Raw genomic sequence first — 19,730 nt, forward strand, 5'->3', positions numbered from 1 at the left:
CAGCGAGGAACGAGGCCACGGCAAGAAACACGAACGCACCAACAAATTCAGGAGTCAGAGGAATGCAACCCACCAGCCCAGGAGCGGCACTCGGCCAGCTATTTGCACTCGTCGTCATCTGCGGATTCGGACTACTGGCATTCGCGGCCATCGTTGCGATCATCAAAGCGAAGATCACCAAGAAACGAGCGGGTATTAAGCGACCACAACCGAAGCCAAAGCCACTGCCGGAAGATCGATACGAGCTTTGGGAAAAATAACCATTGGCACATCGAAGTGGCATACAGGTGGCTCCTAGATAATTACCACATCTGATAGCACTACTATCAGACTTGATAGCATCTTGCCACAAACCACTATCAAAGGTGATAGCAATGTCATTGCATTTCTCTATCCGCATCGCGTCTGAAATAGCAGGATCGCAAAACAAACTCGCAGAACTGCTGGGTATCCCAAACGGGAATCTCGCGGCGATCAATACCGGCAAGCGGCCATGCCCGATCGGACTTAGAGCAAAGATTGCCCGCATCGCTGGCCACGACACCACGCGAGCGATGCTTGAAGGTCTAGCAACGAAGCTCGACCCCGAGGACGAGTACGAGAGTCAAGCTCTTGCTACGCTGCAAGCCCTGATCAACGCATTCCCTGAAGACGACGAGCAAGACGCTACGGAGTCTGTTGGCTCGAAACCATCCGTTTCCGCCAACGGCCCGGGCGGCAAGGCCGCTCCCTCCTCCGGCGCATCAAGCACCCGCGCCTCACCCTGCAGCCGCAGCACGAACAGCCGGTAGGCCCAGATGCCGAAGACCATCGACACGTACGCGCGCACGTCCTTCAGGTATTCGTAGCCCCACTGGCTGCTCCAGTCCGCGAAGTCGTAGTGCTCGCCGACCGCCGCATAGGCCAGCGCCCGCAGCGCGAACATCGCCATCACGTGCACCACGCTGAAGACCACGCTGGCCAACGCATGCGCCGCCAGGTAGCGCAGCAGGTGCCTGCGCGGCAACGGCGACAGCCAGCGCTCGACCGCCACGATGGCCGGCACCAGCGCCAGCAGCACGAGGTGGCTGGAACCCTCCCACACCAGGATCTCCCAGGCGGCGCGCGGTACGGTTCGCCCCCGCGCATCCACCAGCGCCACCGAGATGTTGAACGCGGCCTGCAGCGTCATCAGCACGATCCAGAAACCTACCTCCACGTAGCGGCGAATCGGCTCGTAGCGTTCGTACAGGTTCTTGCGCGGGTCTCGCATGCGGGGAATTCTCGCGAAATTAGCCCTTGGGGCCGGCCAATTTCGTCCCTGCGGGGCACCGCTCGTCACAAAGCGGGGGCGATCCATCCCCTTGCAGCCCTCGGCCAGGGCTGCGGGCCCGAGCATCGCGGCTTCTTCGCTTCGAGGAGCTTGCGATGACCGCAACCACCCACCTGCCCAACACGCGTCGCCATGACATCGACGCGCTGCGCGCCCTGGCCTTCCTGTTCGTGATCCTCTATCACGTGGGCATGTACTACGTGGCCGACTGGCCCTGGCACCTGAAAAGTCCGTACGCGGCCGAATGGCTGCAGTGGCCGATGCGGATGCTGAACCTCTGGCGCATGGACCTCGTGTTCCTTATCTCGGGCGTGTCGCTCGGCTTCCTGAGCCGCGGCCAAGGCACCTGGGGCTTGCTGCGCAGCCGTGGCGTGCGGCTGATGCTGCCGCTGGTGTTCGGCATGGCGGTGATCGTGCCGTACCAGGCCTATGCGCAGGGCGTGGCCAACGGCATGGTGGCGCCGGGCTTCGGTGCCTTCCTGCTGCGCTACCTGCCGATGGCCGAGCCGTGGCCGAAGCGCGCCTTCGACGGTGCCGAGTTCGGCGTCACCTGGAACCATCTCTGGTACTTGCCCTATCTGTTTGCCTACACGGCCGTGATCGCGCTGACGCTGTCGCTGTGGAATTCGGCCGCCGGCCAATGGATGCGACGCCGCTTCAATGGGCTGCGCGGCTGGCAGTTGCTGCTGCTGCCAGTGCTGCCGCTGCTCGCCTGGACGACGCTGCTGGCCCCGCATTTCCCGCCCACCCACAACCTGGTGCGCGACTTCTACCTGCACAGCCTCTACTTCACGATGTTTCTCTACGGCTACTGGATGGGCGTGGATACCGGCGTGTGGCAAGAACTGGAGCGGTTGCGCCGGGTGTCGCTGGCGCTGGTGCTCGCGCTGATCGCCACGTACATCGCGCTGCGCGTCGGCGCCAAGGGCCCGGCCTCCGGTCTGCTGGCAGACGCACTGCGCACGCTCTACTTGTGGCTGACAGTCGCGACCATCCTGGGCCACGGCCATCGCCACCTGAACCGCCCGTGGCCCTGGCTGCGCTGGGCCAACGAGTCGGTGTACCCGTGGTACGTGCTGCACCAGACGCTGATCATCGTCGGCGTGACGCTGCTGGCGCCGCTCGCGCTGGGCCCGGTGCTGGAACCGGCGTTGCTGGTCGCGCTGACCATCGTCGGCTGCTGGGCGCTGACCGACGGGCTGATCCGCCGCAGCAACTGGCTGCGCCCGCTGTTCGGACTGAAGCTGCGGCGCCGGGCAAAGCCTATGCAGCAGCAGGCTTCGACTGAAGCTCTTCCACCGGAACCAGGATGGCGTTCCCCGTCGCCACGAGCTTGAGCGCGTCGTCGCCCTTGCCTTCGGGCTGGGCGAACAACTCGGCCGCGACGAACACCTGCTTGCGGCCGGCCTTGATCACCCGGCCGCGCGCCACGAAAGCCTGGCCGATCGCGGGCGAGATGCAGTTCACCGAGAAATGCGAGGCCAGCACGCGGCCCGCCTGCGTGGCGGCCGCGTAGCCGCTCACGGTGTCGAGCAGCGCGGCGATCATGCCGGCGTGCAGGAAGCCGGCGTACTGGCCCATGTCTTCGGCACGCCAGTTCATGCGCAGTTCGGCCTGGCCGTCGCCGGCGTGCGTCACTTCGAAGCCGGCCCAGCGGTTGAAGGCGGCGGATTGGTTGATGGTCTTGATCGTGTCGAGCATGGAAGGTCTCCTTGGCGTGGCGATGCGGGTTGGTGATGGGTACGGGGCACTCTAAGAACCGCAGGCTCTGCACGTCGTCGCGCGGGTGACGGACAACGCTTTTGCGGTTGCATTGGCGACAGCGACAACGAACGTCGCACCCTGGCGAAAGTTTTTTGACACCGCCTTAACCCCGTTCCGCAAGCCCGGCCGTATGAGTGGAGACAAACCCACTCACTTCCTCCGAAGGCCCTTCATGAAAGCACCGTCCTCCACCCTTCTTCTGCGCGCCACCGTCGTTGCCGCCGGCTGGCTGGTCCTGAGCGCCAGCGCCCAGGTGCCGGGCACAGCAGCCGACAGCTCGCGCATCACCCAGGTCAAGGTCTACCCCGGCAGCGCCACGGTCGAGCGCGTCGCGCGCATCGCGGCGGGCAGCCGCTCGGTCACCTTCGCCTGCCTGCCCGCGGGGCTGGACGTGCAGAGCCTGCAGGTGTCGGCCGACGCCTCGGTGCGCGTGGGCGAAACCTCGGTGCTCAGCGAGGCGCGCGAACTGTCGGCACGCTGCTCGACCAGCGCGCTCGACGGCCGCATCCGCGAGCTGGAAGACCAGAAGGCCGCGCTGCAGGCCGAGACCGATGCGCTGGGCATGGTCACCGGTTATCTCAAAGGCCTGTCGGGCGGCAGCGGCGAATCGGCCCAGGGCGCACGCGCCCCACTGGATGCACGCAACCTCGCCGCGATGACCGAGGCGATGCGCCGCACCGGACAGGACTCGCTGCTCAAGCAGCACCAGATCCAGCGCAAGCAGACCGACATCGACCGCCAGCTCAACCCGCTGCTGGCCGAGCGCACGCGCTCGCAGGGCAACGGCGGCCAGGTGGTGGCCGTCACCGTGACGCTGGCCGCCAGCGCCGATGCCGACATCAAGCTCAGCTACCAGGTCAACGGCCCCGGCTGGACGCCCACCTACCGCGCGCTGCTCGACACCAACACGCGCAAGGTGCGCATCGAGCGACAGGCACTGGTGGCGCAGGCCACGGGCGAAGATTGGCGCGGCGTGAAGTTGGTGTTGTCCACCGGTCAGCCGCGCCGCGAAACCACCGGCCGCACGCCGGGCGCATGGCGCATCGGCATCGAACCGCCGCCGCGCAAGCTGGCCGCGCAGGCCGATGAGGTCTACATGGCGGCACCGGCCGCGCCTGCCATGGCACCGATCGACGCCAAGCAGGCCATCAGAGAACGCCGCGAGCCGCTGTTCGACGTGAGCGTGTTCGACAACAGCTTCGCGACTGAATTCGCGGTGCCGCAAAGCATCGACGTGCCCTCCAACGGCCAGCGCGTGACGATGGCGCTGGGCCAGCATGAAGACACCGCCAAGCTGGCGGTGCGCACCAGCCCGCGCGTGGACACCAGTGCGTTCCTGGTCGCCGAACTCCCGCAACCTGCGGGCGTGTGGCCGGCCGGCCCGATGCAGCTTTATCGCGACGGCAACTTCGTGGGCAGCGGCCGCTGGACTGCGCCGAGCGACGCAAACCTCACGCTGTCTTTCGGTCGCGACGAGCTGGTACGGGTTCAGGCCGAACCCGAGCGCGACAACCAGGGCACGGGCGGCTTTGCGGGTTCTCGTGCCGAACGCAAGGTGCAGCGCGCCTATGTGGTCGAGAACCGCCACCGCACGCCGATTGCGGTGCAGGTGCTGGAGGCCGCGCCGGTGTCGGTGGACGAGCAGGTGCGCGTGGCGTCGCAGTTCTCGCCACAGCCCGCAGAGCTGGCCTGGAACAAGCAGCCCGGGCTGACGATGTGGCGCTTCGACCTCGACGCGGGCAAGACCGCGCGCGTGACGGCCGACTACACCGTCAGCTATCCGAAGGACGCCCGGCTGCAGATGCGCTGAGGCAGCGCTCGGGGGATGGTTGTGCGGTTAGATGCGGGGTCATTCGGGGTGCGTGCGAATGACACCAGGAGCTCCCCTCCGCGAATGTCCCCCGCTTCGCTCCTCCTTTATTTCGCTGCGGGGAGCACCTGGCGTCATTCGCACAGGGGCACGCTGCTGGTGTATCGCCGATCGACCACCGCCCTGTCCAACGCTCGCGCCGATACGGGGCTCTTTTTCGCGAAATAAAGGAGGAGCGAAGCGGGGGACATTCGCGAAAAAGAGCACCGTGTCGGCGTGAGCGACGCCCTGAACAGCAGCAGCGCCCAAACCCGGAAAACCCTCAGAAGTCGAACTTGGCCGACAACTCAAAGGTCCGTCGCGGCGCCAACAGCACCTGGCTCGTCGCGCGACCCGCCCAGGTAGCGTAGAGCTTGTCCGTCAGGTTACGCACGCGGAAGGTCAGCAGTGCCTTCTGTAGCCGATAGCTCACGGCCGCGTCCATGGTGGTGTAGCCGTTGATGCGAATCTGGTTGGCGTTGTCCGTGAACATGTGGCCGGTGCGGTTCAAGGAGGCGAAGTACTCGAACCTCGAACCATCAGGCCGATAAGTCGCGAAGATATTGGCCACGCGCTCGGGCACGTTCGGCGGCGTCTTGCCCACGCGCGAAACGTTGCCCGCTTCGATCAAGCTATCGAAGCGCGCATCTAGCGCCGCGAGATTGCCCGCCAGCGTCCATTCGCGCGTTGGCCGCCACACGGTCGACAACTCGATGCCGCGCGAAGACTGGCGCCCGTTGTTCACCGTATTGGCGACATTGTTCGGATCGCGCGAGAGCACGTTGTCCAGCTCGATCTTGTAGACCGCTGCCGTCCACTCCAGGTTGGCTTCGGGAATGCTCTGCTTGAAACCTACCTCCGCTTGCTTGCCGCGTGACATCGGGAACGTCGCGTTCGACGCCGACAGCAGGAACAGCGAGTTCACCGGCAGCGTGGCGTTGGTGTACTGCGCGTAAATGCTCGACTGCGGCGTGATGTCGTACACCGCGCCGAACCGACCCGAGGTCGAGCGGTAGCTGGTGTCGAAGCGGTTGAGCGTGCCCAGGTTCAGATCGAGGATGCCGCGTTGCACCTCGGTGCGGTCGTGGCGCAGGCCGCCAACCAGCGTGAGGTTGCGGATCGGCTTGAGCGCGTCTTCCACGAAGACCGACGTGACCTTCACGTTCGAGGTGGTGTTGGTGCGATTGCCGCCGCCCACGCTCAGCGCGGGGTTTTCGTCGAACAGGCCCACGTACGGGTTGAACACCGACACCCGCAGCGCATTCGCCGTGCTGGCGCTGCTGTTCGAGAAACGGCGCTGGCTGCCGAAGCGCGTTTCGCTGTATTCGCCGCCGATCACGAAGCGGTTGTCCATGCCTGCGAGCGTGCCCTTGTGCGTGGCGTCGAAGCGGTTGAGCCAGAAGTCCTGATCGTGCGAGATCATCGTCTGGTCGCGCCCGATGTTCCCCGGCTGCTCGAAGGCCGCGAACTCCGAGTTGCGGAACATGCGGTTCGACTTGTTGGCCGAGAACTCGTTGCGCCAGGACCAGCCGCCATCGAGCTGCCCCGTCAGGCGCGCGCGCAGCCAGTAGGTTTCGGACGAGTTGTCGTCGTCCAGCACGTTGTAGTTGGCGTGCGTCATGCGCCGGTCGATCACGCGGCCGTCGGGTGTGCTGGCCACGCCGGTGGGTTGCGTGGCAAAGCTGCGCGGCACCAGCGGCGTGCCCCAGTAGGCCTGGTTGTTGTCACGCAGGTAGTCGAAGGCCAGGTCCAGTTTGACCGAGCCGCCGAAGTCGACCATCAGCCCGCTGGTGAAGTGGTCGATGCGCTCGCCGTTGCGATCGATGGTGCCCACCTTGGTGTCGTTGCGGCTGTAGTCCAGCCGGTAGGCGCTGGCATCGCCGAGGGCGCCGCCGAAGCCGAAGGCCGCGCGCGTGGAGCCGTAGCTGCCGTAAGACAGCAAGGCTTCCTTGTGCGGGTTGTCGCGGTCGGGCCGCTTGGTCACGAAGTTGACGACACCGCCAATGGCGCCTTCGCCGTCGAGCACCGAGGCCGGGCCTTTCAGCACCTCGATGCGGTCGTAGTTCCAGGTGTCCTGCACCCGGTTGACCACGCCCGCGCCGGAGGTGCGCACACCGTCGTACAGATACATGATGCTCGTGAAGCCGCGCGTGGACAGCGTGGTCGGTGACGACGGTGGCCCACCGCCCGACAGGCCGGCCATGCCGCGCAGTGCTTCGCTGAAGGTGCGCGCGCCGCGCTGCTGGATCGCGTCCTGCGACAGAATTTCGACCGAGGCCGGCGTCTCGCGCACCGACAGGCCGAGCCGCGACGCGGTGCCGCTCGATTCTTCGAGGTGCAGGCTGTTGGCATCGCGGCTGCCTTCGATGGTGACGGTGCCAAGCTCGGCATTGGCTTGCTGCGCGTAGGAAGACTGGAAGACAGTGGCGGCGGCCACTGCCATGGCCGTGCGGATGAACGGGGTCATTGGATTGCTTCTGATGGCTGAAAAGAAAAACGGAATCGAATCGGCAGCTACGCGACCGAGAAGCGGCGCAGCCGCCACGCGGCCACACCGAACAGCAGCAGGCTGGGCAACAGCAGTTGCAGCACGGCCAGTACGGCCTGGTGGCGCATGAGGCTGGCGGGTTCTTCCTGCCATGCGAAGGCGGGAATGCGGTCGAAATCTGTGGGCATCAGCGCATTGCGTGCCTCGATGCGCGGGAAGAAAAACGCCTTCCACGCCTCGTGGTACGCCACCGTCTGCGCGTCAAAGCGCGCGTGGCGCCGTGCGCCGGTGCCGGCCAGCGCGGTCATGCCTTCGTAGGCCACCGCCGCTGGCGACACCACGCCGAAGCGGCCCAGCAGCACCTGCTGATGCGCCTGCTGCGCCTCGAAGCGATCAAGCTCTGGACGAATGGCTTCGTCGACCTCGCGCTCGATGGCGTACATGGCCAACGCACGCCCGGCTATTTCGATCTTGCCGTCGCGCGGCACGAGGATCGCGCCACGGCCGACGTGCTGGTAATCGGCGCTCAACAGGTCCGCGTGCCGCTTCATCGCCTCGGCGGTGACGACGCGCTGGCGCGTGGCGAGTTCGGTGCGCGAAGGCGCGGGGCTGGCCTGCGTGACGGCGAGGTTCAGCAGCACCGGCGCCACCAGCACCAGCAGCACCCACGCGATGACCAGCACCATCGCATTGGTCGCCGACGAGGCACCGAAGGCATTGACCGCCACCACCAGCGCGAACCAGAACAGCGCATACGCACCCACCAGCAGCGCCCACCAGAACGTGGCACCGCCGACATCGCCCGACGCATCGACCCAACCCACCTGCCGCGCGATCAGCAACACCGCCACCGGCAGCAGCACGGCGGCGCGCACCGACAGCTTGCCCGCGAGCAGCGTGCGCAGGCGCAGCGGTTGCGACAGCAGCAGGCGCAGGGTGCCGTTCTCGCGCTCCGCCGACAGCAGGTTGTAGCTGAGCGCGAAGATCAGCAGCGGCAGCAAATAGACGATGACGAAGGCCAGGTCGAAGTGACCGCTCATCAGGTGCCAAGGGCTCTCGATGTCGCTCGGGTTCATGAACACCACGCGGCTCTGGTTCGTGACCTCGTACTGGCTCGGGAACAGATCGCTCTGCCCCAGCGCCACCGGCCCCAGCGGCGCGGTCGGCAAGATCGCATGATGGCCGCCGTAGCTGCTCGCCATGCGCGAGGGATCGGCCGGGTTCTGGAACGGCGTGGGCTGCGCGGTGCCCGCGAGGATGGCTTCGAGCTGCACGCGCTGTGCGGCGCGGGTGTCACGGTCAGCCTGCGCGACGGCTGCCTGCGCGCGGTCGCGGTGCGCGGTCTGCAGCAGGCCGTTGCCGAGGGCATAGGCCACCAGCAGCAGGAACAGCGCACCGACGATCCAGAGGCCGCGCTCGGCGAGCATCAGCCGGCATTCCTGGCGCATCACGGCCAGCAGGCGCCGGCCCTGGGAAGGTTGAAGAGGGATGGTCATGCTCATGCTCGCCCTCTCACAGCGCACGCTGGCGCACGGTGGCAAAGGCCGCGAAGGCAACGGCCAGCAGCAGCGCCACGCACAGCACCGCGAGGCTGCGCGCCTGGTGCAGCAGCGCCCATCCCGCTCCCGGCGGGTGGTAGTCGAAAGGCGGCACGGTGGCCCACAGTTCGTGCGGCGCCTGGTAGGCGAAGTGGCGATCGCCCAGCGGATCGGCATGCGCCACGAGGTCCTTGCTCATCAGGTCCTGGATGTCGCGGCGATGCAGTTCGGCCTCGGTCGTGAAGCTGCGGTGGTGGGCGAAATCGGTGCCGGCCATGCCCATCGAGAAACTGCGGATCGCGAGAATGGGCAGCAGCAGGCCGCTCCACTCCTGCACTGTCTGCTGTCGCTCCCAGGTGTTCCAGAGGCGGCCGTAGTGGCGGTCGTACACGGCGTAAGAAGACTGGTCGTCGAGTTGCAGCGCCAGGCCCCACTTGGAGAGCGGTACGTCGCGGCCCCAACGCTCGGTGGTGCCGAAGTTCTTCTGCCAGACCTCGTCGGACACGGCCTTGCGCTCGGCATTCAGTGCCTGATCGAACTCCAGCCGCGTGGGGCTGGGGAACCAGGCGCGCGACAGTTCCGACAGCACGCGCGGCGCCATCACCGCCTGCCCGATCCACAGCGCGAGCAGCACGGTGATCGCCATGCGCGAGGTGGACGAGGCGGCCGACACGCCCAGCACCAGGAACACGAAGATGCCGAGGTAGATGGCGTAGCCGAAGGCCCACGCGGCGAGCCGCAGCAGCGCGTCCAGTCGCTCGCCCGGACCTGCACCGACAGCCACCGCGATGGTCGCGATGATTGCGGCCGGCACCAGCAGCACTGCCAACGAAACCGCGAGTGCCAGTGCCTTGCCGCCCAGCAGGCGCAGCGGCGGAACGCCCAGGCTCAGGGTCTGGCGCAGGATGCCTTGCTCGCGTTCGCCCGCGAAGGCGTTGAAGCCCAGAACGATCACCAGCAGCGGCCCGAGCACCTGCAGGATCCAGCCGACCGACAGGTTGCCGAAGCGCTGCAGGCCGGTCGCGTCCTGCGCGGCGTTGAACTTCACTTCGCTCTGGCGATGCGCCTGCAGCCACACGGTGCTGCCGATGTAGGGATTGATGCCCGGGTCCATCATGGCGAGCGCGGCTTCAGGCTTGAAGGCATGCATGCCCTGGTGCGCGGCGTCGTGCGGATGGCGCTTGTCTTGTTGCAGCCAGTCGCGGTAGTCCATGGCTTGTGCTGCGTGCTGTTCAGCGCGCGCATCGCGCTGGTGTGCCCAGCCCACTGCGAGTGCGGTGAGGAGCAGAACGAGCACCAGTCCGCCGGCCCAGTAGAGGCGCCCGTCGCGCAGGCGTTCCAAAAATTCGCGTCGTGCGATCCAGTTCAGCGACATATCAGTGATTCATCTCGCGTTGTGTTGCGGGGTGCTTGTGTTCGGGGGCTTGGGTTTTGGAGGCTTGGGGTTCGGAGCGGGTGCATTCGGGGCGGGTGCGAATGACACCAGGTGCTCCCCTCCGCGAATGTCCCCCGCTTCGCTCCTCCTTTATTTCGCTGCGGGGAGCACCTGGCGTCATTCGCACAAGGGCACGCTGCTGGTGATCGCCGATCAACAAGTGCTCTGAGCGCTCGCGCCGATACGGGGCTCTTTTTCGCGAAATAAAGGAGGAGCGAAGCGGGGGACATTCGCGAAAAAGAGCCCCGTGTCGGCGGGAGCGTCGCCCTGAAGAACAGCGGCGACCAGCAACACAAAACAGACGAAGACGAAGAGGACGCGTCATCTACGCCCTCATGTGCTGAAGGTAGAGCGACTGCAGATCGGTACGCGCAATCTGAGCCTCGCCGTTCAGGCTCTCAACAAGCAACCCGCGCTTCATGATCCCGACGCGCGTGGCCGTCTGCTGCGCATGGAACAGGTCGTGCGTGGTGGTGAGCACGGCCACGCCGTTGTCGGCAGCGCGCCGCAGCAGGCCCGAGAACTCGCTGGCCGCTTGCGGGTCGAGCCCCGAGGTCGGCTCGTCGAGCAGCAGCGCCTTCGCCTGCTTGGCCAGCGCCACCGCGATCCACACCTTCTGGCGCATGCCCTTCGAGTAGGCAGACACGCGCTTGTCCGCCGCCGCATGGTCGAGCCCCACCTCGGTCATCAGTTCGAGCAAGCGGCTGCGTGGCAGCTCTTTGCCCAACGCCAGTCCGGCGAAGAAGCGCAGGTTCTCCAGCCCCGACAACGTGCCGTACAGCGTGACCTGCTCGGGGATGTAGGCCACGTACTGTTTGGTGGCGACCGGATGGCGCGTGACGTCGATGCCGTTGATCTCCACCGTGCCAGCGGTCGGCGCGATGAAGTTCAGGAACAGGTTGATGGTCGTCGTCTTGCCGGCGCCGTTCGCGCCCAGCAGGCAGTAGATGTCGCCGGCGCGGATGTCGAGGTCGAGACGGTCGAGCGCGGTGTGCGTCCCGTACTGTTTGGTGAGGCCGATGGCTCGGAGCATGAAGAGGTTCCGGTTTTGAAAAAGACGCGCGCAGGCCAGCCCCGGCGCGGGTGCGCCGATGCGTGAATTCAGTGGTGGTCTTGAAGCTGGCGAGGACCGCCAACGCGCGAAAACGAGAAGCAGAATTTGCCGGAAGGGGCAGCGGCGGCGTGTATCGGTGCGCCGCGCCCTTCAGGCTGCGATCAGCGCTTGTTCTTGTTTTTCGCGCCGCCCTGCCTGGCCTTGAAGCGTGGGTTGGACTTGCAGATGACGTAGGTGCGGCCGCGCCGCGTCACCACCTGGCAATCGCGGTGGCGCTTCTTTGCTTCTTTGAGGGAGGACAGGACTTGCATAGGTGGGCCGTAAGAAGGAAGACCCGCGACTATACGTTATTGCGAATTCATTCTCAATAACATTGAAAACCTGACCGCCACCCTACCCCGCCGTGCGGCCGGCGGTGGGTCAATGCGCTTTCGGTGCGCGCGCCTTCTTGTCGCCCGTGTCCGCGCAGGACGCGCACAGCCCGTGCAAGGTCACTTCATGGCTTCGCACCTGGAAGCCCTTGGGCACGAGGTCGTCCATCGGCCCCGGGCAGGCGTGCAGCAGAAAGACCTGCCCGCAGCCCGCGCAATGAAAGTAGTGATGGTGGTGATCGGCCTCTTCGCCGTCGTGGTGCGAATGGCGATGCGCGTCGGGCTTGCACGCCACTTCGTAGCGCGCCGGTTCGCCCGGCAGCTCGACCTTGGCGATCTCGCCATCCGCCAGCAGCAGCGACACCTGCCGGTACACCGTCGACAGGCTGATTTCGGGAACGATCTCGCGCGCATGCGCCAGGATCTGGGGAGCGGTCAACACGCGACCGGCGTCGCTGAAAGCGGAGAAAACTGCGTTGCGCTGGCGCGTGAGACGTTGCATGTTTCGATGATAGTGGGCAGGCCGTCTTGCTTCAGCCGATGGTGCGAACGACCTTGCCTTCGGGGCTTTTGATCGTGGTCTTCTCGATCTGCCAGCGCACGCCGTCGAGGCCTTCGAGCGTGTAGGTGCCGGCGCGCGGCTGCAGCGTGCGGGCCAGTTCGCGCACCGTGTCGTCGGTCAGTTGCAGCGTCAGTTGGCCATCGCTCTCGCTCACGCTGTTGACATCGCCGTGCTCGAACACCAACGCGCCTTCGCGGCCGGCCACGCGAAAGCCGCGGCCGAAAGGCAGGCGCAACGGCAGCAGCGTGACGAGTTCATCGACCTGCCGCGCACCCAGCACGATCTCGGTGACAGGCGCGCGCAGCAAACGCTTTTGCACTTTCCAGCCCAGCACATCGGTGAAGAGAAACCCGCTCGACGAGCCATCGCGCTGCGTGCCTTCGGCCACCCGCGCGCGCACGCTGGCGTTGTCGAGCAGCGAGGGCCGCGCAAGGTCGGTCACCCACAGCGGCATTTCGGGCAGCAGCACGTCGAGCAGCTTGCGGGTCTGCCATTGCTTGGCGGCACGCTCTTCGTCGACCGTGAGGCCCACCACCTGGATGAAGGCCATGCGCCCGTGCGGCGTATCGATGGCCGGCAGTTCGGGGTCGAACACGAAACCCATCGAGCAGATCAGCGTCTCGCGTTCCAGCGCGATCGGGCCATTGGCGGTCATCCAGTGGCCGTCGCCAAACACGTTGCCGCTCTTGAACACATAGCGCGCCAGGTTCTGCAGGAAATTGATGGCCCATGCGGGCGGCTCGTCGTCGGCGGGGTTGCAGGCCAGGCGAAAAGTCAGCTCGAAGCCGTAACCGCTGGTATCGGCATCATCGGATTCCTTGCTGTACAGCTCGGTCAGCCCGTAGCTCACGAAGTGCCAGTGCGGCACCGGGTCCATGCGCTTCCAGGCGCTGATGCCGTCGAGCGGATCGGGCCCGCCCAGCATCCACTTGATGACCGTGCCGTAGTGCTTCGGTTCCTGCCCGGGGTACAGGCGCTCCAGCGCGCCGCTGATGGCGTCCCAGCCCGGAGAAAGGTCGTGCGCCTCGTCGGTCCGGGCTTGCGTTGCATCCGTCATGTGGCTCCTCGCAATGTCGATGCCGGCGAGCCTACACCGGGCCCTCAGTCACGGGTCAGGCCGGCGTGGCATCCTCGGGGGCCGAAACGTTTTCCCTGGGAGAAAAAATCGTGAGTTGGATCCATCGACGGGGCGTCCTGGCCCTGTCGGCCGCAAGCGCCGCCTCTGCCCTGCTCGCCGCCGCCGGCTGCGGGCAGAAAAGCGCGCCCGCAACAGCCACCGCCGCCCCGCCGGAGCCGCCCGGTGCGGGCAGCCTCGAGATCACGCAGGATGACATCGACACATTCCGCCGCAGCCGGGCCGAGTGGATCAACTGCGAATCGGGCGCCCCCGCCATCGTGCCCGCCGACATGTCGCTCGAACAGTTCGGCAACTTGCTCGACGGCGGCCAGTCGCCAGCCTTCGACCGCTTCGTGAACGTGGCGTCCGCCTTCTTCCTGCATGCGAGCTTCGCGGCGGGGCACTACACCTTTTTGCCGCCGTTCGACAAGCGCACGAGCTTCGATGTGAAAGACGAGCACATCCGGCTGCTGCAGCGGGCGAACTGGCAGACCTTCCTGATCGACTGCAAGCGCCCGTATGGTGACTTCACGCATTTCGAGATCGACATGGCCGACATCCTCGGCGTGCCGGTAACGAAGGACGCCAAGGGCCTTGCGCAGATCGGCAAGGACGCCGAGAAGCGGATGGACGCGTTGCACGCCGACATGCTCTTCGCGCTGCAGGCCTACATCCGCTTTGCGCGGCTGAACCCGGGGCGTTACGTGGTGCCCGACCGGCGCTTTGCGCTGCATCTGAGCCGGCCACTGTGCCGGCCGGTATCGGCCACGCGCATCGCGATGTACCAGCGCGCGCTGAAGGCCGCGGGGCCCACGCCGGATTCGCACCGGCTGGCGGCGCTCAGCGAAGCGGCCGCAGGGCTGTTCGCGCTGGACTGAGCCGGGCTCGCCCCGGCCTACTCGACCAGGTTCTGGCCGATGCGCCGGGCTTCACTGGCCATCGCGTCGTAGTCGCCCTGCACGAACGGCCGGACGATGCCGTCCACGTCCGCGCGCTCGTGGATCTCGAAGCTGATCAACTGCGTTTCCTTCGAGAACCAGCCCTTCTTCATTTCCCTGCTGAAGCTGAACTGGTAGTAGTGCAACTGCTCGTGAAAGACGCCGCTGACGCCCAACTGCACCTTGATGTCGTCGGCGCACAAGACCAGCGCGGGCAACGGGCCAGCCTGCCGGACCAGCCAGGCGGCCATCACGTCGCTCCACGGCAAGGCGTCCAGCTCGCGCAGGAAGCCTTCGGCGTCGGTGGGCTTGCGCTCGTGTTCCTGCGCGCTCATCTGCCGCAGGTACGCCGCAACACTCACCAACCCCGGATAGTCTTCCGAGTCGGTGTCCAGGCCACCCTTGCGGAAGAAGACGCTGGGCATCAGGTGTCGTCGCTTTCCGGCGTGGGCTCAGACGCGTCCTCGGGCTTCTGCTTGCCCTTCTTGCCGCGCGCCGCTTTCTTCGCTGCGCGCTCGGCGTCGATGCGCTGCCCCTCGGCCAGCCACTGCAAGAACTCTTGCGGCGTTTCGAGCGTGACGCGCCCCAGGTTGCCGGCGCGGAACTCGTGCATCACGATTTCGGCCGACTTCTGCAGATTGACCTTGCCCTTGCCCAGCAGCGCGCCGCGCTTGCGGCCGATGGTGTCGAGCAGCGCCTCGTCCTTCATCTCGGCCATGGTGGCGTCGTCGAGTTCCACGAGCTTGAAGCGCGATGCCACGCCGGCGGCGTAGTGGGTCTTGAGGTAGTTGAGCAGCTCGAGCGCCACTTCTTCCTCGTCGAAGGCATTGCGGCCGATCGCGCCGCTGGCCGCGAGGTTGTAGCCGCTCTTGGGCACCACGATGCGCGGCCACAGCATGCCGGGCGTGTCCCACAGGTAGAAGTCGTCGGCCAGCGTGATGCGCTGTTCGAGCTTGGTGATGCCGGCCTCGTCGCCGGTCTTGGCCTTGCGCCCGCCGGTCAGGGTGTTGATGAGGGTCGACTTGCCCACATTGGGAATGCCGCAGATCAGCACGCGCATCGGCTTGGCCATGCCGCCGCGCCGGGGCGAGAGTTCGTGGCAGGCGCGCACGATCTGCTGCGCGGGCATGGTCTGGCTCGCATCGAGGCCGATGGCGCGCGTGTCGGGCAGCGCGTTGTAGTGCGCCAGCCAGAGCGTGGTGCGCGCCGGGTCGGCCAGGTCCTGCTTGTTGAGCACCTTGAGCGTGGGCCGGCCGGCCGTGAGCTCGGCCAGCATCGGGTTGGCGCTGGAGCCGGGCAGGCGCGCGTCGAGCAACTCGATGACCACGTCGATGTCCTTCACCCGCTCGGTGATGGCCTTCTGGGTCGTGTACATGTGCCCGGGGAACCACTGGATCGCCATCGGTGGGTGTTCTTTCTTTCGCGCTGTCTGGAAGGGGTTGGCCGCAGGGCCGGGTGAGGATTGTGGCCCGCGAACCTGAACGGCAGCTTGCCGCTATCTTTTCGATAGCTGGATACGGCCATTTTGCCTTCGTTGCGGGCACGATCGATCCTAGAATCCCCGCGCCGCGCCCGCGCGGCCATTCCAACAAACACCGAGGAGAAATCCATGCTCAAGCGCCTTGCCGCTGCCGCCCTGCTGGCAGCCACCGTCGTTCCCGTGACCGTCGTCCATGCCCAGCGGCCTTCGCCGTCGCCCGGCCCCATGGTCAGCGGCTACCTGTGCTGCAACATGCGCACCTACGGCGACTCGATCAGCGACATCAACTACGACGAGCAGGGCACGCGCATCGTGGCGGTGGGCACGCCGGCGCGCATCACCTCGTATGACTTCCGCTGGTTCAGCCTCGATCTCGGCGGCAAGCCCCAGCGCATCAAGAACGACTACAGCCGCAACATCACGCTGCCGGAGTTCGCACAGCGCTACGTGGTGACCACCGACCCGAAGCAGACGATGGCGGCCTTCGCGCCCGCGGTGCGCGACGCCATCCTGGCCGCGAAGGTGATGCCCGGCATGACGCGCGAGCAGGTGCTGATGGCCATCGCCTATCCGGTGACCAGTGAGAACCCCAGCCTCGACGCGCCCATCTGGCGCTACTGGCGCGACAGCTGGTCGGAGTTCCAGGTCCACTTCGACGAGAAGGGTCTTGTGAAGGCGGTGGTGGGCGACCCGGTGGCGCTCAGCCGCGTGCTGGCGGCATCGACGGCTCAGCCTTAAGTTCTCGCGCGGCGCACACGCGCAATCCCCTAGAGGTTTTGCATCGCGAGGGGCCTTTGCGCCCCTATCATTTGCTCGAGTGCGGCGCACGAGCGTCGGTGTGAATCGAAACTTTATTCATGGAGTGACCGCGATGAAACCCGTCTCCGAACTGCTCAAGCGTCATGACTCCGCGGCCTGGCGCACCTCGCCCCACACCAGCGTGTTCGATGCGCTGGCCACGCTGGCCCACTTCGAGGTAGGCGCGCTGATGGTGATGGACGGCGAGAAGCTGGTGGGCTTCCTGTCCGAACGCGACTACACCCGCAAGGTGGCGCTGCAAGGCAAGAACTCGAAGGAGATGAAGGTCTCCGAGATCATGACGCCCGACGTGATGACCGTCACCCCGCAGACCCGCACGCGCGCCTGCATGACGCTGATGAGCCAGCGCAAATTCCGCCACCTGCCGGTGGTGGACGGCGAGAAGGTGGTGGGCATGATCTCCATCCAGGACTTGATGGACGACATCATCTCGGACCACGAAGCGACCATCGAACAGTTGACCACGTACATCCAGAGCTGAGCAAGAAAGCCGCATTGCGGACCCTGCCCGGCTTGTGGGTAGGGAAAAGGCCTACGCGCACAGGGGCGCTTCAGGGCGCACAGTGGGCACTCGTTCATCCATCCAGCAGGGACATTGCATGCAGATTCAGGTCAACACGAGCAACGGTATCGAGAACAAGGACACGCTGGAACGCTGGGCCGACACGGAGATCAAGCAACACCTGAGCCGTTTCGTCGAAGACGTGACGCGCATCGAGGTCCATCTGAGCGACGAGAACCACGACAAGGCAGGCGGCGGCGACAAGCGCTGCGTGATGGAAGCCCGCCTTGCACACCACCAGCCGCTGGCCGTGACACAGCACGCCAACACGCTCGACGAGGCCTTCCGCGGCGCGGCCGACAAGCTCAAGCGCCTGCTCGACAGCACGCTGGGCCGCCTGAACAACCACCGCGACCGCGACTCGATCCGCAAGGACGCGAGCTTTACCGCCGAGTAGCGGTTTCCCGCAGAAAGCCGAGCAGCAGGCGGCTGACCTCGCCGGGCTGCTCTTGCTGCACCCAGTGGCCTGCACCTTCGACAAGATGCACGCCGCGCATCTGCGTGCAGGTCGCCGTATGCATCGCCTCGAAATCGCCCGGCTTCTGGTAGATGCCCCAATCGCTGCGACCGGCAATGAAGCATGAGGGCACGTTGATCGTGCGGCCCGCCCAACCCTGCATCTCGGTGACGAATCGGCCGCTGGTGCCACAGCGATACCACTGCAGCCCACCCTGGAAACCGGTGCGCGCGTATTCGGCGGCGTAGATGGCGAGTTCGTCGTCGGGCAGCCAGCGGCAGGCGGCGATCTGCTCGGGTGACGGGATCTCCTGCGCCACGGTCTCGGCCATGGTCTGGTCGGCGCGCATCACGTAGTAGCTCGGCAGCCGGGCCATTTCTTCCGCGCTCATCGCCGCCAGCCTGAACGGCTGGTTCTGCGGCCAGTCGACGCTCTTGTGGTGGTAGTAGGCGCGCAGGAAGGCGTGCAGGCCTTGCGGCGCATGCTGCATGTGGCCGTTGGCCTCTCGCGTCGAGTAGTACCACTGGTAGTGCTGGCGCGGCGGATGCAGCGCGGCAAGGCCGTCGAGCAACTGCCGCGTGGCCTCGGCGAGCCCGGTCGCGGCAGCGGACGGCGGACCGCCGAAAGGCGCGCTCATCAGCACGACCGAGCGAAACACATCGGGGCGCGTCAGTGCACACCATGCCGCCACAGGCGAGCCGAAGTCATGGCCCACCACCGCCTCCACCGAGTCATGGCCCAGCGCAGCCAACAGCCCGAGCGCATCGCGCACGAGGTTCAGCAAGCGGAATTCGTCGAGCCCCGCGTCGTAGCCCTGCTGCCAGCCAGTGGTGCGCCCATAGCCGCGCTGGTCGGGCGCGATCACGTGATAGCCCGCTTCGGCCAGCGGCAGCATCACCTTGCGCCAGCTATAGGCCAGCTCCGGAAAGCCGTGCAGCAGCAATACGCAGGGACGCCCCGGCGTCTCGAAACCCGCTTCGAGCAAATGCACCGACAGGCCATTGCCGTTGTCGACCTGGCGCGAACGGATGCCGGCGGGCAGCGGCAAGGGAGCGAGGGTGGTGTCGGTCATCGGGCTTTCCGTGGCTTCGGTGGCTTGAGGCTGGGCGTCTCGGCGGGAATGAGCGGCGGCCGATGGCCACTCTCCATCCATTCGTCGTAGAAGTCGATCTTGCGGTCGACCAGCGACAGCGCCCTCTTCCACTCGGCGATGGTCTCGGTCACGCGTGTGCGGTGCGCCGCGAGCAGGTCGCGCCGCTCGCGCAGCGTGACCTTGCCCTGCACCGCCAGCGCGGTGTATTGGCGCATCTCGGCGATCGACATCCCGGTGCGCCGCAGCCGCTCCATCAGGTCGAGCCAGCCCACGTGCAGTTCGCCATAGAGGCGTCGGCCGCCGTCGTCGCGCGCCACGCCGGGCACCAGGCCCTGCGTCTCATACCAGCGGATGGCGTGCACCGTGCGGCCGGTGCGCGTGGCCAGCTCGCCGATGTGGAAGGGCATGCCCTTCGCCGCCACCGGTGCGGCGACCGGCTCACTGGCCGGCATGGGCCACGGCAAGAGGCGCCTGCAGCGCCTCTTGCACCAGTGCGGTATCGAAGTACTCCGTCAGCTCTTTCACCTGGCCTCCTTCGAGTCGGTAGATGTAGCAGTAGCGGTTGTTGTAGCGCTTGCCGGCCTTGGTGGGCACATCGCCGCTGAAGAGCACCACCACGCGGTCGTCCTCGGCAATGATGCGCTCGGTCTTGCTCACGTAGGGCCCCGCGAACTGCGCGAACAACGGGTTCAGCAGCTCTTTGCGAATCGCCTTCTTGCCCGCGTAGGTGCGCGACCAGGGCGTGGTGCCTTCCAGTGTCCAACTGGCGTCGTCCGCCAGGCTGTCGACGAAGAACTGGCCGTTGCCCTTGTCCAGCTCGGCATGGATGCGCTGGACCAGGGCCTTGTTGTCGACGGTGGTGTTCATGGCGTGATTTCCTCGATGAGTGAA

21 protein-coding genes are annotated in these 19,730 nt (G+C 66.2%); 7 read left to right on the plus strand and 14 right to left on the minus strand.

Going from position 1 to position 19,730, the window contains the following annotated elements:
• Positions 1-62: 62 nt before the first annotated feature.
• Positions 63-260: a hypothetical protein gene (locus H7F35_RS00780; RefSeq protein ID WP_187111101.1), complete on the plus strand. Its 198-nt coding sequence runs from the start codon at positions 63-65 to the stop codon at positions 258-260.
• Positions 261-604: 344 nt separating this feature from the next.
• On the opposite strand, the gene H7F35_RS00785 is transcribed toward H7F35_RS00780, so the two are convergent.
• On the minus strand, positions 605-1,252 hold the full coding sequence (locus tag H7F35_RS00785; protein WP_261803481.1) for a hypothetical protein: 648 nt from the start codon (positions 1,250-1,252) through the stop codon (positions 605-607).
• Positions 1,253-1,407: 155 nt separating this feature from the next.
• Between H7F35_RS00785 and H7F35_RS00790 the strand changes: the two genes are divergently transcribed.
• Positions 1,408-2,649, plus strand: coding sequence for an acyltransferase family protein (locus tag H7F35_RS00790; RefSeq protein ID WP_187111102.1), 1,242 nt, complete (start codon positions 1,408-1,410; stop codon positions 2,647-2,649).
• Here H7F35_RS00790 and H7F35_RS00795 read toward each other — a convergent pair.
• Complete coding sequence (locus tag H7F35_RS00795; RefSeq protein WP_187111103.1) at positions 2,576-3,013, minus strand: PaaI family thioesterase; 438 nt, start codon at positions 3,011-3,013, stop codon at positions 2,576-2,578. The genes H7F35_RS00790 and H7F35_RS00795 overlap by 74 nt on opposite strands.
• Before the next feature lie 235 nt (positions 3,014-3,248).
• Here H7F35_RS00795 and H7F35_RS00800 point away from each other — a divergent pair, with 235 nt between their 5' ends.
• The gene (locus tag H7F35_RS00800; protein ID WP_187111104.1) at positions 3,249-4,886 is read left to right on the plus strand and encodes a DUF4139 domain-containing protein; all 1,638 of its coding nucleotides are present in this window, start codon (positions 3,249-3,251) and stop codon (positions 4,884-4,886) included.
• Between the two features lie 322 nt (positions 4,887-5,208).
• Here the strand turns inward: H7F35_RS00800 and H7F35_RS00805 are convergent, their stop codons facing one another.
• From H7F35_RS00805 to H7F35_RS00835, 7 genes are all read right to left on the minus strand, one after another.
• Positions 5,209-7,392, minus strand: coding sequence for a TonB-dependent receptor (locus H7F35_RS00805; RefSeq protein ID WP_187111105.1), 2,184 nt, complete (start codon positions 7,390-7,392; stop codon positions 5,209-5,211).
• A 47-nt stretch (positions 7,393-7,439) separates the two neighbouring features.
• A complete protein-coding gene (locus H7F35_RS00810; RefSeq protein ID WP_261803482.1) occupies positions 7,440-8,915 on the minus strand; it encodes an ABC transporter permease subunit in 1,476 nt (491 codons plus the stop codon).
• A gap of 10 nt (positions 8,916-8,925) precedes the next feature.
• The gene (locus H7F35_RS00815) at positions 8,926-10,326 is read right to left on the minus strand and encodes an ABC transporter permease subunit (RefSeq protein ID WP_187111106.1); all 1,401 of its coding nucleotides are present in this window, start codon (positions 10,324-10,326) and stop codon (positions 8,926-8,928) included.
• Positions 10,327-10,711: 385 nt separating this feature from the next.
• The gene (locus tag H7F35_RS00820) at positions 10,712-11,419 is read right to left on the minus strand and encodes an ABC transporter ATP-binding protein (RefSeq protein WP_187111107.1); all 708 of its coding nucleotides are present in this window, start codon (positions 11,417-11,419) and stop codon (positions 10,712-10,714) included.
• A gap of 182 nt (positions 11,420-11,601) precedes the next feature.
• The gene (gene ykgO, locus H7F35_RS00825) at positions 11,602-11,751 is read right to left on the minus strand and encodes a type B 50S ribosomal protein L36 (protein WP_013542562.1); all 150 of its coding nucleotides are present in this window, start codon (positions 11,749-11,751) and stop codon (positions 11,602-11,604) included.
• Positions 11,752-11,860: 109 nt separating this feature from the next.
• Positions 11,861-12,313 (minus strand): Fur family transcriptional regulator, encoded by a 453-nt coding sequence (locus H7F35_RS00830; RefSeq protein WP_187111108.1) that lies wholly within the window; start codon positions 12,311-12,313, stop codon positions 11,861-11,863.
• Between the two features lie 31 nt (positions 12,314-12,344).
• A complete protein-coding gene (locus H7F35_RS00835) occupies positions 12,345-13,430 on the minus strand; it encodes a suppressor of fused domain protein (RefSeq protein WP_187111109.1) in 1,086 nt (361 codons plus the stop codon).
• Between the two features lie 110 nt (positions 13,431-13,540).
• On the opposite strand from H7F35_RS00835, the gene H7F35_RS00840 reads away from it, so the two are divergent.
• Positions 13,541-14,368 (plus strand): hypothetical protein, encoded by an 828-nt coding sequence (locus H7F35_RS00840; protein WP_187114524.1) that lies wholly within the window; start codon positions 13,541-13,543, stop codon positions 14,366-14,368.
• Between the two features lie 17 nt (positions 14,369-14,385).
• Here H7F35_RS00840 and H7F35_RS00845 read toward each other — a convergent pair whose 3' ends face one another.
• Together H7F35_RS00845 and ylqF are read right to left on the minus strand one after the other, a co-directional pair.
• Positions 14,386-14,853, minus strand: coding sequence for a hypothetical protein (locus H7F35_RS00845; protein WP_187111110.1), 468 nt, complete (start codon positions 14,851-14,853; stop codon positions 14,386-14,388).
• Positions 14,853-15,830, minus strand: coding sequence for a ribosome biogenesis GTPase YlqF (ylqF, locus tag H7F35_RS00850; protein ID WP_187111111.1), 978 nt, complete (start codon positions 15,828-15,830; stop codon positions 14,853-14,855). The genes H7F35_RS00845 and ylqF overlap by 1 nt, the downstream gene beginning before the upstream one ends.
• Positions 15,831-16,037: 207 nt before the next feature.
• On the opposite strand from ylqF, the gene H7F35_RS00855 reads away from it, so the two are divergent.
• The 3 genes from H7F35_RS00855 (at position 16,038) to H7F35_RS00865 (ending at position 17,686) form a co-directional block, all read left to right on the plus strand.
• Positions 16,038-16,646 carry a cell envelope protein SmpA gene (locus H7F35_RS00855; RefSeq protein ID WP_187111112.1) on the plus strand — a complete coding sequence of 203 codons (609 nt, stop codon included), beginning with the start codon at positions 16,038-16,040 and terminating at the stop codon, positions 16,644-16,646.
• Positions 16,647-16,779: 133 nt separating this feature from the next.
• The gene (locus H7F35_RS00860) at positions 16,780-17,208 is read left to right on the plus strand and encodes a CBS domain-containing protein (protein ID WP_187111113.1); all 429 of its coding nucleotides are present in this window, start codon (positions 16,780-16,782) and stop codon (positions 17,206-17,208) included.
• Positions 17,209-17,326: 118 nt separating this feature from the next.
• Complete coding sequence (locus H7F35_RS00865; RefSeq protein ID WP_187111114.1) at positions 17,327-17,686, plus strand: HPF/RaiA family ribosome-associated protein; 360 nt, start codon at positions 17,327-17,329, stop codon at positions 17,684-17,686.
• Here the strand turns inward: H7F35_RS00865 and H7F35_RS00870 are convergent.
• From H7F35_RS00870 to H7F35_RS00880, 3 genes are read right to left on the minus strand one after another with little or no spacing between them, the layout of a single operon-like run.
• Positions 17,673-18,818: an alpha/beta hydrolase gene (locus H7F35_RS00870; protein WP_187111115.1), complete on the minus strand. Its 1,146-nt coding sequence runs from the start codon at positions 18,816-18,818 to the stop codon at positions 17,673-17,675. The two genes, H7F35_RS00865 and H7F35_RS00870, sit on opposite strands and share 14 nt — an antisense overlap.
• On the minus strand, positions 18,815-19,291 hold the full coding sequence (locus tag H7F35_RS00875) for a MerR family transcriptional regulator (protein ID WP_187114085.1): 477 nt from the start codon (positions 19,289-19,291) through the stop codon (positions 18,815-18,817). Before H7F35_RS00875 ends, H7F35_RS00870 begins: the two co-directional genes overlap by 4 nt.
• Entirely contained in the window at positions 19,278-19,706 is a 429-nt protein-coding gene (locus H7F35_RS00880) for a nuclear transport factor 2 family protein (protein ID WP_187111116.1), read from the minus strand. The genes H7F35_RS00875 and H7F35_RS00880 overlap by 14 nt, the downstream gene beginning before the upstream one ends.
• Between the last annotated feature and the right edge of the window lie 24 nt (positions 19,707-19,730).

Origin of the sequence: Variovorax sp. PAMC26660 (assembly GCF_014302995.1) — a bacterium.
Taxonomy (GTDB): domain Bacteria; phylum Pseudomonadota; class Gammaproteobacteria; order Burkholderiales; family Burkholderiaceae_C; genus Variovorax.